This window comes from Orrella sp. JC864 (assembly GCF_037026685.1).
Lineage (GTDB): Bacteria > Pseudomonadota > Gammaproteobacteria > Burkholderiales > Burkholderiaceae_B > Orrella.
The window spans coordinates 268,700-284,269 of the sequence record NZ_JBANET010000004.1 but is presented as its reverse complement, the minus strand read 5'-3'; the positions used below and the strand labels follow the sequence as shown (position 1 = coordinate 284,269).

At 65.9% G+C, this 15,570-nt stretch carries 13 protein-coding genes; 12 read left to right on the top strand and 1 reads right to left on the bottom strand.

Annotated features, from left to right (window positions below; all coding sequences use genetic code 11):
- Window positions 1-2: 2 nt before the first annotated feature.
- Entirely contained in the window at window positions 3-656 is a 654-nt protein-coding gene (locus tag V8Z80_RS06140; protein WP_155195244.1) for a GntR family transcriptional regulator, read from the bottom strand.
- A 130-nt stretch (window positions 657-786) separates the two neighbouring features.
- Here V8Z80_RS06140 and V8Z80_RS06135 point away from each other — a divergent pair, with 130 nt between their 5' ends.
- From V8Z80_RS06135 to V8Z80_RS06080, 12 genes are all read left to right on the top strand, one after another.
- Complete coding sequence (locus tag V8Z80_RS06135; RefSeq protein ID WP_155195236.1) at window positions 787-1,764, top strand: Bug family tripartite tricarboxylate transporter substrate binding protein; 978 nt, start codon at window positions 787-789, stop codon at window positions 1,762-1,764.
- A gap of 70 nt (window positions 1,765-1,834) precedes the next feature.
- On the top strand, window positions 1,835-3,427 hold the full coding sequence (ggt, locus tag V8Z80_RS06130; RefSeq protein WP_155195237.1) for a gamma-glutamyltransferase: 1,593 nt from the start codon (window positions 1,835-1,837) through the stop codon (window positions 3,425-3,427).
- Between the two features lie 144 nt (window positions 3,428-3,571).
- Window positions 3,572-3,913 carry a nucleotidyltransferase domain-containing protein gene (locus V8Z80_RS06125; RefSeq protein ID WP_336061369.1) on the top strand — a complete coding sequence of 114 codons (342 nt, stop codon included), beginning with the start codon at window positions 3,572-3,574 and terminating at the stop codon, window positions 3,911-3,913.
- A complete protein-coding gene (locus tag V8Z80_RS06120; RefSeq protein WP_336061368.1) occupies window positions 3,910-4,323 on the top strand; it encodes a HEPN domain-containing protein in 414 nt (137 codons plus the stop codon). The genes V8Z80_RS06125 and V8Z80_RS06120 overlap by 4 nt, the downstream gene beginning before the upstream one ends.
- The gene (locus V8Z80_RS06115) at window positions 4,320-5,552 is read left to right on the top strand and encodes an MFS transporter (RefSeq protein WP_442951943.1); all 1,233 of its coding nucleotides are present in this window, start codon (window positions 4,320-4,322) and stop codon (window positions 5,550-5,552) included. Before V8Z80_RS06120 ends, V8Z80_RS06115 begins: the two co-directional genes overlap by 4 nt.
- Window positions 5,553-5,636: 84 nt before the next feature.
- Window positions 5,637-8,300 (top strand): leucine--tRNA ligase, encoded by a 2,664-nt coding sequence (gene leuS / locus V8Z80_RS06110; RefSeq protein WP_336061367.1) that lies wholly within the window; start codon window positions 5,637-5,639, stop codon window positions 8,298-8,300.
- A gap of 10 nt (window positions 8,301-8,310) precedes the next feature.
- Entirely contained in the window at window positions 8,311-8,967 is a 657-nt protein-coding gene (locus V8Z80_RS06105; protein ID WP_336061366.1) for an LPS-assembly lipoprotein LptE, read from the top strand.
- Window positions 8,968-8,974: 7 nt separating this feature from the next.
- The gene (holA, locus tag V8Z80_RS06100; RefSeq protein WP_336061365.1) at window positions 8,975-10,057 is read left to right on the top strand and encodes a DNA polymerase III subunit delta; all 1,083 of its coding nucleotides are present in this window, start codon (window positions 8,975-8,977) and stop codon (window positions 10,055-10,057) included.
- A gap of 76 nt (window positions 10,058-10,133) precedes the next feature.
- Window positions 10,134-11,570: a mannose-1-phosphate guanylyltransferase/mannose-6-phosphate isomerase gene (locus V8Z80_RS06095; protein ID WP_336061364.1), complete on the top strand. Its 1,437-nt coding sequence runs from the start codon at window positions 10,134-10,136 to the stop codon at window positions 11,568-11,570.
- Between the two features lie 11 nt (window positions 11,571-11,581).
- On the top strand, window positions 11,582-12,367 hold the full coding sequence (locus V8Z80_RS06090; RefSeq protein WP_336061363.1) for an ABC transporter permease: 786 nt from the start codon (window positions 11,582-11,584) through the stop codon (window positions 12,365-12,367).
- The gene (locus V8Z80_RS06085; protein ID WP_336061362.1) at window positions 12,367-13,653 is read left to right on the top strand and encodes an ABC transporter ATP-binding protein; all 1,287 of its coding nucleotides are present in this window, start codon (window positions 12,367-12,369) and stop codon (window positions 13,651-13,653) included. Before V8Z80_RS06090 ends, V8Z80_RS06085 begins: the two co-directional genes overlap by 1 nt.
- Window positions 13,650-15,548 (top strand): hypothetical protein, encoded by a 1,899-nt coding sequence (locus tag V8Z80_RS06080; protein ID WP_336061361.1) that lies wholly within the window; start codon window positions 13,650-13,652, stop codon window positions 15,546-15,548. The genes V8Z80_RS06085 and V8Z80_RS06080 overlap by 4 nt, the downstream gene beginning before the upstream one ends.
- The last annotated feature ends 22 nt before the right edge of the window (window positions 15,549-15,570 follow it).

Here is a 15,570-nt window from a genome sequence, read left to right as displayed (position 1 = left end):
GCCTAGTTGCGCGCGATCAGGAAGGGATAAAGCGCCGTGACCGTATTCATCACGTGCCGCCGCATCACCGCCTCGCAATGATCCGCATCGGCCGTCTTGAGCGCATCGATCAATTCCTGGTGCGCCTCGCGCGTGCGCCCCACCCCGCCCGGCTGGGCCGACCACAGGCGCATATAGGGCTCGACCACCGAATGCAGGTCGGCGATCTGCTGCAGCAGGCGCGGCTGGCGGCAGAACCCGCACAGATAGGCATGGAAGTCCCGGTGCGCGGCCGTCCAGTCGGTATCGTCGCCCGTGCCCAGCTCCAGCTGGTCCAGCTTGTGGACCAAGCGCTGCACGTGCTCGGGCCCCATGTTGGCGACCGCGTTGCGCATGGCCAGCCCTTCGAGCACCGAACGCATCTGGAAGACTTCCTGCATTTCCTGCTGGTTCAGGCCGCGCACCACGGCGCTGCGGTTGGCGCGGATCTCCACCAGCCCTTCGGCCGCCAGGCGCCGCAAGGCGCTGCGCACGGGCATGCGGCTGGTGCCGATCTCGCTGGCGATGGCTTCGGGCACCAGGCGCTCGCCCGCGCGCAGCCAACCCAGCCTGATGGCCTTGTGCACGTATTGGTAAGCCTCTTCCTCGGCGGTCAACGCCATTCTTGTAATCAGCATGTCTTGCATCGCGATTTTCCCGCTCCCCCCTTCTTGTGGTACAACAGTGTGTAAGATTGGATCCAATTATCCAAGGATGCAAATCTTGCCTTCATTGTAGGCGCAACATCGACAAACCAAGGGAACGCACATGAAACTCTCCTTCCTCAAGAACCTTGCCGTGGCGGGCGCGGCCTTGCTGCCGCTGGCCGCTGGCGCGCAGCCGGCCGACGCCTGGCCCGAGCGCGCGGTGCGTATCGTGGTGCCTTTCCAGGCCGGCTCGGCCACCGACCTGATCACCCGCCAGCTGGGCGAGGCGCTGGGCAAGGAACTGGGCCAGCCCTTCATCGTGGAAGCCCGCCCGGGCGCCGGCGCGGCGATCGGCAGCACCATGGTGGCCCGCGCCGAACCGGACGGCTACACCCTGCTGATGGGCGGGCCGGCCGCCGTGGTCACCAACCGCTACCTGCACAAGAACCTGAGCTACGACCCGGATGCCTTCGAGCTGGTGTCCATGGTGGCCTATACCCCCAACATCCTGCTGACCAACACCGAGCAGCCCTTCAAGACGCTGCCCGAGATGATCGCCTACGCCAAGGCCAATCCCGGCAAGCTGACCTACGCCTCGTTCGGCCCGGGCACCACCTCGCACCTGGCCGGCGAGATGCTGCGCTCGGTGGCCGGCGTCGACATCCTGCACATCCCCTACAAGGGCGCGGGCGAGGCCATCCCGGCGCTGATCAGCGGCCAGGTCACGATGTACTTCGACACCATCATGACCGGCCTGCCCCACGTGCAAAGCGGCAGGCTGGTGGCGCTGGGCATGTCCACCGCCGATCGCGCCGCCCTGGCGCCGCAGATCCCCACCATCGCCGAACAAGGCTACGCGGGCTACGACATCGCGCCGTGGTACGGCGTGGTCGCGCCCCAGGGCACGCCCGAGCCCATCCTGGAAAAACTCAACCAGGCCATCAACAAGGTGCTGACCACGGGCGAGCTGCGCGAGAAGCTGGCGCAGGCCGGCGCCGAGCCGCGCGGCGGCAGCCGCCAGGAATTCGCCGAGTTCATCAAGGCCGAAATCCCCCGCACCAAGCAGCTGGTCGAGCAGGCCGGCCTGAGCATCCAGTAACATCCCTTCTTTCCTCCCGCGCCGGCCGGCGCGGGAGCGTTCCTTTTCTTCCCATTTCCACAAGAGCAGGATGAATCCTCCCTTCGACCCCAGCTTCCATTATTCCTTTCGCAAGATGCCGGTGCTGGCCGCCAACGTGGTCAGCACCACCCAGCCGCTGGCCTCGCAAGCCGGCCTGCGCATGCTGCTGGCCGGCGGCAACGCCGTCGACGCCGCGCTGGCCACCGCCATCGCCCTGACGGTGGTCGAGCCGGTCATGAACGGCATCGGCGGCGACATGTTCGCGCTCGTCTGGCACGAAGGGCAATTGCACGGCATCAGCTCCTGTGGACGCTCGCCCGCCGCCTGGACGCCCGAATATTTCGCCGGGCGCGACGCCATGCCGCCCACCGGCTGGGGCACGGTCACGGTGCCGGGCCAGGTGGCCGGCTGGAAGGCGCTGTCGGACAGGTTCGGCAAGCTGCCCTTCGCCCAGCTGTTCGAGCCAGCCATCGAATACGCCTCGCGCGGCTTCCCGGTCTCGCCCACCATCGCCCGCCAATGGGCCACCCAATCGCCCAAGCTGGCGCACGAGCCGGGCTTCAAGGAAGCCTTCCTGCCGGCCGGGCGCGCGCCGCAGGCCGGCGAGGTGTGGCGCTTCGAAGCGCAGGCCCGCACGCTGCGCGAGATCGCCGAAACCGGCGGCGCCAGCTTCTATCGCGGCGAACTGGCCCGGCGTATCGCCGACTTCGCCGCCCGCACCGGCGGCGCCCTGACGGCCGATGACCTGGCCGCGCACGAGGCCGAATGGGTCCAGCCCATCTCGCAGCGTTTCCGCGACGTGCACCTGCACGAGATCCCGCCCAACGGCCAGGGCATCGCCGCGCTGATCGCGCTGGGCATCCTGGAACACTTCGACCTGGAGTCCATGGGCCGCGACAGCGCCGACTACTACCACGTCAGCATCGAGGCCATGAAGCTGGCCTTTGCCGACCTGCACCACCACATCGCCGACCCGGCCCACATGCGGGTCGGCGCGGACCAGCTGCTGGACCCGGCCTACCTGGCCGAGCGCGCCAAGCTCATCCGGCTGGACCGCGCCGGCACGCCGGCAGCCGGCACCCCGCCGGCCGGCGGCACGGTCTACCTGACCGCGGCCGACGCCAGCGGCACCATGGTGTCGTTCATCCAGTCCAACTACCACGGCTTCGGCTCGGGCGTGGTCGTGCCCGATACCGGCATCAGCCTGCACAACCGCGGCCTGAACTTCGTGCTCACGCCCGGCCACGTAAACCAGGTCGGCCCGCGCAAGAAGCCCATGCACACCATCATCCCGGGCTTCGTCACGCGCGGCGGCCAGCCGCTGATGGCCTTCGGCGTGATGGGCGGCTCGATGCAGGCGCAGGGCCACCTGCAGATGGTCACCCGCCTGGCCGCCTTCGGCCAGAACCCCCAGGACATGAACGATGCGCCGCGCTTTCGGGTCGAGAACGGCCCGGTGGTCAACGTCGAGTCCCACCTGCCCGCCGACGTGGCGCAGGTGCTGCGCGATCGCGGCCACAACCTGGCGGTGGCCGCGCCCGACAGCCTGGAGTTCGGCTCGGCCCAGCTCATCCAGCGCCTGGGAGAGCACTACTTCGCCGCCTCGGACGCCCGGCGCGACGGGCAGGCGGTCGGGTTCTAGGGCCGCCTGCTGGCAAAAGGCCCCGCTGCGCGCGGGGCCTTATCCGTTTTCCTAGGTGGTACATTCTGCGCAGGTTCAGCGCCAGGCAAACGACGTTCCACTGCCCTGCACTAACTAGATTGGCAGCCAGGAAGGAGGACCATCATGGGTAGCCGAATTGATCCAACAACGGATAGCGCGGTCCGAGAGTTCCTGGCGGCAGTAAAGAAACGGCCGGACTATGCCGGTGCTGTGCTTTTCGGGAGCCGCGCGCGCGGGACGCACATTGGCTCTAGCGATGCTGATGTTGCCATTCTCCTGAAAGGGCCTGCGCAAAAAACCATTCCGATTGCTTTGGAAATGGCGGATGCGGCTTATGCTGTATTGCTGAAGACAGGGGTGAATGTCCAGGCGATGCCGATCTGGGTTGACCAGTGGGAACACCCGGACCGACATTCCAACCCTTGGCTGTTGAAAAACATCAAAGAGGAAGGGGTTCTGTTATGAGCTCATCTGATTTGATGGTAAAGGCAAAGCGCGCAGCGATGTCGGCCCAATCCCTGCTTGATGATGGCGATCCTGACGGAGCCGTGAACAGAGCGTATTACGCAATGTTCGATGCAGCCAAAGCGGCGCTGATTTCTGCTGGAGTGCCGCAAGGGAAAACACACAAGGGAACGCTTGCGGCGTTTAGCGAACATTTCGTGAAAACCGGCATTATTTCAACCGAGACCGGCCGTTCCTTGAAATGGGCGGAAACGGTTCGCCTTGCTGCGGACTACTCTGACGAAAGCGTCGATCTTGATACCGCCCAAAAGATCGTACAGGAAACCGAACGGTTTATTTCTGTGGTCGAGCGGAAAATAAAGCTGCCCCAGGAGCAACGCAATTCAGAGCCGCGCAGGCCAGGTCCATGACAATGGGCCAAGATGCCGCAAGCCCCGCAGGACCCGCCCCCTCCCGCCTGACCACTCCCGTCATCGTGCTGATGTCGGTGGCCACCGGCCTGGCGGTGGCCAGCAACTACTACGCCCAGCCGCTGCTGCACACCATTTCGCTGGAGTTCGGCCTGTCCACCGCGCGGGCCGGCGCCATCGTGACCACGGCCCAGCTCAGCTACGCGCTGGGCCTGCTGCTGCTCGTGCCCCTGGGCGACCTGCTGGAGCGGCGCCGGCTGATCGTGCTGATGACGCTGCTGTCGGCCTGCGGCCTGCTGCTGACCGCATCGGCGCAAGCGCCCGCCATGATCTTTGCCGGTACGGCCATCACCGCCCTGCTCTCGGTGGTGGCCCAGGTGCTGGTGCCCTATGCCGCCACGCTGGCCGGGCCGGCCCAGCGCGGCCGGGCGGTGGGCACCATCATGAGCGGCCTGCTGCTGGGTATCCTGCTCGGGCGCACGGCCGCCGGCGCGCTGGCCGACCTGGGCAGTTGGCGCACCGTCTACTGGCTGGCCGCCGGCGCCCTGGTGCTGTGCGCCGCCGCCTTGTGGCGGGTGCTGCCGGCCTCGCGCAGCGCCGAACGGCTGTCCTATCCCAGCCTGCTGCGCTCGGTGGGCGAACTGTTCGTGCAGGAGCCCCTGCTGCGCGCCCGCGCCCTGCTGGGCGCACTGGTCTTTGCCATGTTCGGCGTGCTGTGGACCGCCATGACCTTCCTGCTGGCCGGGCCGGCCTATGGCTATTCGGACACGGCCATCGGCCTGATGGGCCTGGCCGGGGCCGCCGGGGCCCTGGCGGCCACCCGCACCGGCCGCCTGGTCGACCGGGGGCTGGGCAACCGGCTGACGCGCTGGGGCCTGCTGATGCTGCTGGCCGCCTGGGCGCCGCTGGCGCTGGCGCCAGTCTCGCTGGCAGCGCTGGTGGCCGGCGTATTGGTGCTGGACATGGCCATCCAGGTGGTGCACGTGACCAACCAGAGCACGCTGTACCGCATCCGCCCGGATGCCCGCAGCCGGCTGACCGCCGCCTACATGACGGTGTACTTCCTGGGCGGGGCGGCCGGATCCCTGCTGTCGGCCACCCTCTACGAACACGCTGGCTGGACGGGCGTATGCCTGGCCGGCGCGGCCCTGGCGCTGGCCGCCCTGGCCTACGAATGGCGCTCGCCCGCGGCCCGGGTGCCCGCCCTGCCGCCGCCCGGGCAACCCTAGCCGCGCCGCTACTTCTATAATCAAGAGCTTTGGCCGCGCGAGCGCGCGGCCTTCGACCCATTTTTGCCGCACGCCCGGACCGCCATGCAGGAACGCTATCAACCCAATGCCGTCGAAGCCGCCGCCCAAGCCGATTGGCAGGCCCGCGACGCCTACCGCGTCGTCGAGCACGCCAAGCGCGCCGACGGCAGCGAAAAACCCAAGTTCTACGCCTGCTCGATGCTGCCCTACCCCAGCGGCAAGCTGCACATGGGCCACGTGCGCAACTACACCATCAACGACATGATGGCGCGCCAGCTGCGCATGCGCGGCTACAACGTTCTCATGCCCATGGGCTGGGACGCCTTCGGCATGCCGGCCGAGAACGCCGCGATCAAGTCCAAGGTGCCGCCGGCAAAATGGACCTACGACAACATCGCCTACATGAAGAAGCAGATGAAGGCGATGGGGCTGGCCATCGACTGGTCGCGCGAAATGTGCGCCTGCGATCCCGAATACTACAAATGGAACCAGTGGCTGTTCCTGAAGATGCTGGAAAAAGGCATCGCCTACCGCAAGACGCAGATCGTCAACTGGGACCCGGTCGACCAGACGGTGCTGGCCAACGAGCAGGTCATCGACGGGCGCGGCTGGCGCTCGGGCGCGCCGGTCGAAAAGCGCGAGATCCCGGGCTACTACCTGGGCATCACCGCCTACGCCCAGGAACTGCTCGATCCGGTCCAGAACGGCCTGCCGGGCTGGCCCGAGCGCGTGCGCGTCATGCAGGAGAACTGGATCGGCAAGAGCGAAGGCGTGCGCTTCGCCTTCCCGCACGAGATCCGCGACGAACAGGGCCGGCTGGTGCAGGACGGGCGCCTGTATGTCTTCACCACGCGCGCCGACACCATCATGGGCGTGACCTTCTGCGCGGTCGCGCCCGAGCACCCGCTGGCCGAACTGGCCGCGCGCGGGCAGCCCGGGATCGCCCGTTTCATCGAGGAGTGCCGCAAGGGCGGCACCACCGAGGCCGAAATCGCCACCCGCGAAAAGGAAGGCATGCCGCTGGGCCTGTCCGTCTCGCATCCGCTGACCGGCCAGCCGGTGCCGGTCTGGGTGGGCAACTACGTGCTCATGAGCTACGGCGACGGCGCGGTCATGGGCGTGCCGGCCCACGACGAGCGGGACTTTGCCTTCGCCCGCAAGTACGGCATCGAGATCCGCCAGGTGATCGAGGCGCCGGGCCGCGAGTTCTCGCTGCAGGCCTGGCAGGACTGGTATGGCGATAAGCAGGTCGGCCGCACGGTCAACTCGGGCAAGTACGACGGCCTGCCCCACGCGCAGGCGGTCGATGCGGTAGCCGCCGACCTGGCCGCGCTGGGCCTGGGCGAGAAGCAGACCACCTTCCGGCTGCGCGACTGGGGCATCTCGCGCCAGCGCTATTGGGGCACGCCCATCCCCATCATCCATTGCGAGGACTGCGGCCCGGTGCCGGTGCCCGAAAAAGACCTGCCGGTGGTGCTGCCCGAAGACCTCATCCCCGACGGCAGCGGCAACCCGCTGGCCAGGCACGAGGCCTTCCTGGCCTGCCAGTGCCCGCGCTGCGGCAAGCCGGCGCGCCGCGAAACCGACACCATGGACACCTTCGTGGACTCGTCCTGGTATTTCATGCGCTACGCCTCGGCCGGCAACCCGAATGCCATGGTCGATGCCCGCAACGATTACTGGATGCCCATGGACCAGTACATCGGCGGCATCGAGCACGCCGTGCTGCACCTGCTGTACGCCCGCTTCTGGACCCGCGTCATGCGCGACCTGGGCCTGCTCAAGTTCGACGAGCCCTTCACCCGGCTGCTGTGCCAGGGCATGGTGCTCAACCACATCTACTCGCGGCGCACGCCCCAGGGCGGCGTCGAGTACTTCTGGCCCGAAGAAGTCGAGAACACCTATGACGCGCGCGGGGCCATCGTCGGCGCCCGTCTCAAGTCCGACGGCAGCCCCGTGGACTACGGCGGCGTGGGCACCATGTCCAAGTCCAAGAACAACGGCGTGGACCCGCAATCGCTGATCGACACCCAGGGCGCGGACACCGCGCGCCTGTTCGTCATGTTCGCCAGCCCGCCCGAGCAGACGCTCGAATGGTCCGACTCCGGCGTGGAAGGCGCCAACCGTTTCCTGCGCCGCCTGTGGTCGGCCTGCCATGCGCGCCAGGCCCGGGTGCAGGCCGCCCTGGCCGCCGGCGTCCCCGTGCACGCGGCCGACGCGCCGGCCGCGGCCAAGGACCTGCGCCGCGAAATCCACACCCTGCTCAAGCAGGCCGACTACGACTACGAGCGCATCCAGTACAACACCGTGGTCTCGGGCTGCATGAAGATGTTCAACGCCATCGACGGCGCCCAGCTGCCCGAGGGGCCGCAGGCCGACGCGGCCCTGGCCGAGGCCCTGGGCGTGCTGCTGCGCGTGCTCTACCCCGTCGTGCCGCACATCACCTGGCTGCTCTGGCGCGAACTGGGCTATGCCGGCGTCTATGGCGACCTGCTCGACGCGCCCTGGCCGCAGGTGGATGAAGCGGCCCTGGTTGCCGAGCAGATCGAGCTGGTGCTGCAGGTCAACGGCAAGCTGCGCGGCTCGCTGCGCGTGCCCAACGGCGCCGCCCGCCAGGACATCGAAGCCCAGGCGGCCGGGCACGAGGCCGTGGCGCGCTATCTCGAAGGCCGCCCCCCGAAACGGGTTATCGTGGTGCCGGGCAAGCTGGTCAACGTCGTAGGCTGAGGTCTCTCCCATGGTTCGCTCCCTGTCCCTTTCCGCTCTCCTGCCCCGCCTTGCCGGCGTGGCGCTGCTGGCCATGCTGGCCGGCTGCGGCTTTGCGCTGCGCGGCGCGCAGCCGATGCCGCTCGAGACGCTGTACATCGGGACGCCGGACAACACCCGGTTCGGGGCGGACCTGCGGCGCGCGCTGCAGGCCAGTTCGCCCAACACGCGGCTGGTAGCCACGCCCAAGGAAGCGCAGGCCTCGTTCGTCGAGGTGGCGCGCAGCCGCGGCGAGCGGGACGTCTCGCTCAACCCGGATGGCCGGGTCGAGGAATACGAGCTGACGGTGCGCTACGTCTTTCGGCTGGTGGACGACCGGGGCAGGGTGATCCTGCCCGACACGACGCTGACGGCCGTGCGCGACATGCCGTATGACGACCAGGTGCTGCAGGCCAAGCAGCAGGAGGCCCAGACACTGTTCGAGGACATGGAACGCTCCCTGGTCGCGCGCATCGTCCGTCGCCTGACCGCGCCCGACGTCACGCTGGCCATCGAGAACCTCAGGGCCAATCCCGACGCCGAAACGCTGGGCCCTGCCGTGGCTGCGCCCGCGCCGCAGACGGGACCCGACAGGCCAGCCGCGCCGGACCAGCCCCCCACCCTGGGATCGCGGCCCAGCCGCTACTGATCCGCCCATGCCCCAGCCGATCGAGGCGGACCGCCTGATCCAGTCGCCGCAGCAAGCCGCCACGCTCGCGCCGCTGTATTGCGTGACCGGCGACGAGGCGCTGCTGGTCACGGAGGCGTTGGACGCCCTGCGCGCCGCCGCACGCCAGAAGGGCTATACCGAACGCCGCACGCTGGTGATGGACGCGCGCAGCGACTGGGGCGCCGTGGCCGCCGAGACACAAAGCGTCTCGCTCTTCGGCGAGCGCAAGCTGCTCGAGATCAAGCTGCTGTCGGGCAAGCCCGGCAAGACCGGCGGCGAGACGCTGGCGCAACTGGCCGAGGCCTCGCGCGGCCAGGCCGATCCGGACACCGTGGTGGTGCTGTCGCTGCCCCGGCTCGACCGCGCCACGCGCGAGAGCAAATGGGCCGGCGCGCTGGCCGCGCACGCCGCCTTCGTCGAAGTGCCCACCATCGACCGCAGCCGCCTGCCCGGCTGGATCGCCCAGCGCCTGGCCCGGCAGAACCAAAGCGTCGATGCCGCGACCCAGCAATGGATCGCCGACAAGGTCGAAGGCAACCTGCTGGCCGCCCACCAGGAGATCATGAAACTGGGCCTGCTCTACCCCGAAGGCCCCATTGCGGCCGAGGACGTGGAGCGGGCGGTCATGAACGTCGCCCGCTACGACGTATTCGGCCTGCGCGACGCCATGCTGGCCGGCGACGCCCCGCGGGTGGTGCGCATGCTCGAAGGCCTGCGGGCCGAAGGCGAGGCGCTGCCGCTGGTGCTGTGGGCCGTGGGCGAGGAAATCCGCTCGCTGGCGCGCCTGGCCGAGGCCCGTGCCGGCGGCCAGGACGTCAACGGCCTGATGCGCCGGCTGCGCTTCTTCGGCAACCACGAGCGCCTGGCGCTGCAGGCGCTGTCCCGCGTTCCCGCCCAGGCATGGCCGCTGGCCGTGCAGCACGCCCATGACGTGGACCGGCTGGTCAAAGGGCTGAAAGTGCCCGGGCGACTGGCCGATCCCTGGGAAGAAATGCTCAGGCTGGCCTTGCGGGTGGCGGCGGCTTCTGGCGCTCGGCAGCCGGGTAAAATCCTCAAAAATGCGTATTGATGCTGCCCTCTTCCGGCATGTCCGCAGCGGCTGGCTACTGGGTAGACAGTCCTAGACCTGAACAACAAGGATCTCGATGAAGCTTATTCCCGTCATCATGTCCGGCGGCGTCGGCAGCCGTCTCTGGCCCGTTTCGCGACAGACGCATCCCAAGCCGTTCATGCCCTTGCCGGACGGCGACAACCTTATCCGCAAAACATTCCGCCGCGCCGCTGCGCTGGAAGACGTGGTCGAAATCATCACCGTCACCAATCGCGAACTGCTGTTCAAGACCGAGGACGAGTACAAGCAGGTGCCCACGGCCGAACTTGCCCTGAGCTACGTGCTGGAGCCCTTCGGCCGCAATACCGCCGCCGCTGTGGCGGCCGCCGCGCTGCATGCCCAATCGCAGCACGGCGACGATAGCATCCTGTTGGTGCTGGCCGCCGACCACCTGGTGTCGGACGAAAGCGGCTTCAAGGCTGTCGTGGGGCAGGCCAGCAAGCTGGCCGCCGCAGGCTACCTGGTCACCTTCGGCATCGAGCCGTCGCGACCGGAAACTGGCTATGGCTACATCGAATGCGACGCACAAGCCCCGCTCGAACACGGCTTTCGCGTCAAGCGCTTCGTGGAAAAGCCAGACCTGGAAACGGCCCGCATGTATGTGCAAGCGGGCAATTTCCTCTGGAACTCGGGTATGTTCTGCTTGCGCACCGGCACAGTCATCGCCGAACTGGCCCGGCATGCCCCCGACGTGCTGCAATCCGTACAGGCGACTCTGGCAGCCTCGCGCCTGGCCCAATCGAAGAACTATGCCAGCATCACCCTTGATGCCGAACAGTTCGGCCACGTGCCCGACATTTCCATCGACTATGCCCTGATGGAGCGCTCCGACCAAGTGGCCACCATCCCATGCTCGATAGGCTGGAGCGACATCGGTTCCTGGGACGCGGTCAGCGAGCTGATCCCGGCAGACGAATCAGGCAACCATATCGAAGGCGAAGTCCTGTTGCATCAAGCCTGCAACAACTACGTGCGCAGCACCGAACGGCTTGCGGCGCTGGTCGGCGTGCAAGACCTGGTCGTGGTGGACACCAGCGATGCGCTGCTCATCGCCCACAAGGACAAGGCGCAGGACGTCAAGCACATCGTCAGCCAACTCAAGCGCTCGGGCCATAGCGCCCATCTGGTCCACAGCACGGTCCACCGGCCCTGGGGCACCTACACTGTCCTGGAAGAAAGCGAACGCTTCAAGATCAAGCGCATCGTGGTCAAGCCCAAGGCCTCTCTTTCACTGCAGATGCACCACCACCGCAGCGAGCACTGGATCGTCGTCAACGGCATGGCCCGCGTGATCAACAACGACATGGACCTGCTGCTCAACACCAACGAATCGACGTTCATCCCGGCCGGGCACAAGCACAGGCTGGAGAATCCCGGCGTGATTGACCTGGTGCTGATCGAAGTGCAAAGCGGGGACTACCTGGGCGAAGACGACATCGTCCGGTTCGAGGATGTGTACGGTCGCGCCTGATGGTCATTAACATGTTCAAGGCCGTCTGGGCCTACAGGGGTTTCATCAAGGGCAGCGTCAGCCGCGAATTCCAGGCCAAATACCGCAATTCCCTGCTGGGCGCCGCCTGGCCTGTGCTGCAACCGCTAGCGATGATCGTGATCTACACGGTCATCTTCTCCCAGGTCATGCGCGCCCGCCTGCCTGATGCCACCGGCACGTTCAGCTATAGCATCTACCTATGCGCCGGACTGCTGCACTGGGGACTGTTCTCGGAAATCACCTCGCGCGCGCAGAACACCTTCATAGAAAACGCCAACCTGCTCAAGAAGCTCAATTTCCCCCGCCTGTGTCTGCCGATCGTCGTCACCATCGGCTCGCTGGTCAACTTTGCGATTATATTTTCGCTGTTTACGGCATTCCTGCTGATCACCAGCAACTTTCCCGGCATCCCCATTCTGGGGCTGATTCCCATCCTGCTGGTGCTCGTGACATTCTCGATCGGCCTGGGCATGACCCTGGGCGTGCTGAACGTCTTCTTTCGCGACGTAGGTCAACTGTTCGGCATCGTGCTGAACTTCTGGTTCTGGGCCACACCCATCGTCTACCCCATCAGCATCCTGCCCAACATCGCGCAGCGCCTCATGCGTTTGAATCCCATGGCCAACCTGCTCGAGGCCTGCCAGACCATACTGGTGCAGGGCAAATGGCCGGCGTGGCAGAACCTGGTGCTGCCCGGGGTGCTTGCCGTCGCGTTCTGCCTGTTGGGGTTCTGGCTGTTCCGCAAGCATGCAAGCGAAATGGTGGATGAACTCTGATGAGCAGCAGCATTACCGTCACCGGCCTGGGCAAAGCCTACAAACAGTACCCCTCCCGCTGGGCGCGCCTGAAAGAATGGCTCAGCCCCGTGCGCAAGCCGCGCCATCAGTTGCACTGGGTACTCAAAGAGATCGATTTCACCGTGGCACAAGGCGAGGCGGTGGGCATCGTGGGCGTCAACGGCGCAGGCAAGAGCACCTTGCTCAAGATCATCACGGGCACGACCCGTCCCACCACCGGCAGCGTCCAGATCAACGGCCGCATCGCGGCTCTGCTCGAACTAGGAATGGGATTTCACCCGGACTTCACTGGACGGCAGAACGTGTTCATGGCCGGGCAGCTCCTAGGTTATTCCGCCGAGGAGATCGGCCGTCTGATGCCCGACATCGAAGCGTTCGCCGAGATCGGTGACTACATCGACCAGCCGGTGCGCATCTATTCCAGCGGCATGCAGGTCCGGCTGGCGTTCAGCGTGGCAACTGCGGTACGGCCCGATATTCTGATCGTCGACGAGGCCTTGTCGGTAGGCGACCGATACTTCTCGCAAAAGGCCTTCAACCGCATTCATGGATTTCTGAACCAAGGCACCACCCTGCTGTTCGTCTCGCATGACGCGACCTCCATCAAGGCCTTGTGCGACCGGGCTATCCTGATGGAAAACGGTAGCATCTCGATGATAGGCAACCCGGAAACTGTCATCGACCGGTATAACGGCCTGCTGCTGGAGAAAGCCAACCAGGCGTCCGCAGGCTCCGACAAGCGGTCTGCGGGCACGGGCCAAGGATCCAAGCATGCCAGCGGCAAGCCGGTAAAGGGATTTCGCGATACGCACGCACAGATCGATACGCAGGAAGTGGTACTGACCGATTTTGCCGTATTTAACGCAAGGGGCGAACCCACCATTTCGGTAACCATCGGGGATACGGTCCTGATTCGCTACACGATCCAGGCTCTCACCGACCTGGATGACCTCTATTTCGGCATATCGATCAGAAACAATCTTGCGATATCCATCTTCAACAGCAATTCGCATGCGATGAACCGCGAGCCCGTCTCCCTGAAAAAAGGAGAATACTGCTCGGTATCGTTCAAGATGAAGCTGCCGCTGCAGGTCGGGCAATACGGCCTGTGCATCGGCGTGGCTGCCGGGGGCGGGGGTGCAGGCGCGTTCGACCGCTACCTGCTGAACATCATCAATGCGGAGGTATTGGAGATCATTGGCGACGGGCCAAGCCGGTTTGGCGGGGTAGTCGACCTCAACCCGACTTTCGAGGCTACGAAATGACCTTGCGCGTGATCAGCATCACGACTTCGAACTACCTCAGGCACACCATCCGCCTGGTACGCAGCGTAAGACGCGTGCATCCCGATGCGGAAATCACAGTCTACGGGGAATCCGACGAGCTCGCGCCCAGGCTGGCCGCCCACGGCGCCAGGATGCACATACTGCCCGAAATCGCCACCCTGGGCGTGAAGCGGGCGAAGTTCTACGCTTACGCCCATGCCGCCCAACAGGGCGGATTCATCTATCTGGACGGCGACATCGTGGTGCTCGAACCGCTTCAGGCCCTGTGCCGGGTCGAGCGGTTCACGGCCTGCCGCGACGACCTCAGCGGCTGCGATTTCATCGAAGATAAGGCATACCCCTGGGTCAACGACCCGGCGCTCTCGGGCGAACGCTACTTCAATAGCGGCGTATTCGCCGTGCCGCAAGGCTTGGGTACTTTCTTCGAGAGTCTGCGCACCAGCGCCGCCAGCGACGAGGACTGGCTGCGCTACATCATTCCGGGCAAGCTCCATGACAACCATTATTTGTGCGCGAAATTGGCCCAACAGGGACTGGAGGTCGACTTTGTCCCGGAGCACGAATACAACTGGCAGGGCTTCACGCATCAGGGCCGGCTCGACTGCCATGCCGACGATGACGGCAGGCTACGCAGCAACGCCACGGGCGCGACACTAAGACTGGTGCATTTCGCCGGCATCGACGGGATCGACGCGTTCCTGGCCTCGCTGCCGGCTGAAGTGCTGCGCCCCATCGCCAAGGCGCTGGGTGAGGACGATACCGGTTTCCTGGAGGCCGCCAGCTTCCTCTGGCGACTCGACCCGCAGGCCGCCGCCCAGTTCCGCCTGCCGATTATCAGGGCCCTGGGATCGCTTTCCTCGACGGAGCCGCTGGCGCCGGGCAAGGAAGTTTCCCTGCTTGGCGCGGACGCGGCCTCGGCGGTGTCGATCGCGCTTTCCTCGGCCGACAGCCAGTTCGAATGGAACGGCCTGCGCTGCGGCAACGCCTATCTGTCAGCCCCGGAATACAAGCTGCTGCGGGACTTCATCAAGACCCATAACATCGATTCGGTACTGGAATTCGGCGCCGGCTACACAACCGTGCTGTTCAAGCGGCTGGTCCAACAGCAAATCGCCATAGAAGGCTGGGAAGGCCCCTGGAGCGATTTCGCCAGGCGGCACGGATGCCGGGTGACCATCACGCCCTTCTCTACCGCCAGCGGCTTCGACGAAGCCGCCGTCCAAGCAGCAGCGCAAGGCGTCACCGCCCGGTCCCGGCGCTCAATGATCTTTTTAGATTCTCCGCAGGGCACCTACAACCGTTCGCTGGTGGCCGAACAGATCATCGCCCATGCCCCCGCGGCCGATTTCTACGTCGTGCACGATTCGGTACGCGATTCGCAGAACGTCTATCGCCTTGCCTGCGCCTTGAATCTGCGGATCATCGGCCATTTTCCGTCCTTGCGCGGAATGACCTTCCTGGCCAGGGAAGCGGACAGCGGTCTTCCGGACCAGCACAGCCAGGTGGACGAGGCGCTAGCGCGGGACATCCGCTTTACGGTGACGCCAGGCCAAACGCTGCGCCAGCCTGGCCACGGCTGGCGCATCAAGATAGGGCTGAAAAATACCGGTTCAGTAGCCATTGCTTGCGCCGCCGAAGGCGCGCTGCGGTTCTCGCTGCATTTCATCGGGCAGGAAGGACTGCAGGTGGCATGGGATACTCCTCGCTACGTCCTCCCGGTGGACATTGCGCCGGGCGACGAAATCGGTTTCTGGCTGACCTACGACGGCGCCCACGGCGCCTTGCAGGCGGTGGAGTGCGACTTCGTCAAAGAAGGGGCTTTCTGGTGGTCCCAGCTATCCGGCACTCCGGCCCCCCGCATCCCTCTGGTCTAACCCGCCCCAAGGCGGCTGCGCC

Bases quoted from the DNA above. Each gene is read 5' to 3' on its own strand.
- V8Z80_RS06095 (WP_336061364.1), top strand. From the start codon at position 10,134: ATGAAGCTTATTCCCGTCATCATGTCCGGCGGCGTCGGCAGCCGTCTC.
- holA (WP_336061365.1), top strand. From the start codon at position 8,975: ATGCCCCAGCCGATCGAGGCGGACCGCCTGATCCAGTCGCCGCAGCAA.
- V8Z80_RS06120 (WP_336061368.1), top strand. From the start codon at position 3,910: ATGAGCTCATCTGATTTGATGGTAAAGGCAAAGCGCGCAGCGATGTCG.
- V8Z80_RS06105 (WP_336061366.1), top strand. From the start codon at position 8,311: ATGGTTCGCTCCCTGTCCCTTTCCGCTCTCCTGCCCCGCCTTGCCGGC.
- ggt (WP_155195237.1), top strand. From the start codon at position 1,835: ATGAATCCTCCCTTCGACCCCAGCTTCCATTATTCCTTTCGCAAGATG.
- V8Z80_RS06090 (WP_336061363.1), top strand. From the start codon at position 11,582: ATGTTCAAGGCCGTCTGGGCCTACAGGGGTTTCATCAAGGGCAGCGTC.
- V8Z80_RS06115 (WP_442951943.1), top strand. From the start codon at position 4,320: ATGACAATGGGCCAAGATGCCGCAAGCCCCGCAGGACCCGCCCCCTCC.
- leuS (WP_336061367.1), top strand. From the start codon at position 5,637: ATGCAGGAACGCTATCAACCCAATGCCGTCGAAGCCGCCGCCCAAGCC.
- V8Z80_RS06140 (WP_155195244.1), bottom strand. From the start codon at position 656: ATGCTGATTACAAGAATGGCGTTGACCGCCGAGGAAGAGGCTTACCAA.
- V8Z80_RS06135 (WP_155195236.1), top strand. From the start codon at position 787: ATGAAACTCTCCTTCCTCAAGAACCTTGCCGTGGCGGGCGCGGCCTTG.
- V8Z80_RS06125 (WP_336061369.1), top strand. From the start codon at position 3,572: ATGGGTAGCCGAATTGATCCAACAACGGATAGCGCGGTCCGAGAGTTC.
- V8Z80_RS06085 (WP_336061362.1), top strand. From the start codon at position 12,367: ATGAGCAGCAGCATTACCGTCACCGGCCTGGGCAAAGCCTACAAACAG.
- V8Z80_RS06080 (WP_336061361.1), top strand. From the start codon at position 13,650: ATGACCTTGCGCGTGATCAGCATCACGACTTCGAACTACCTCAGGCAC.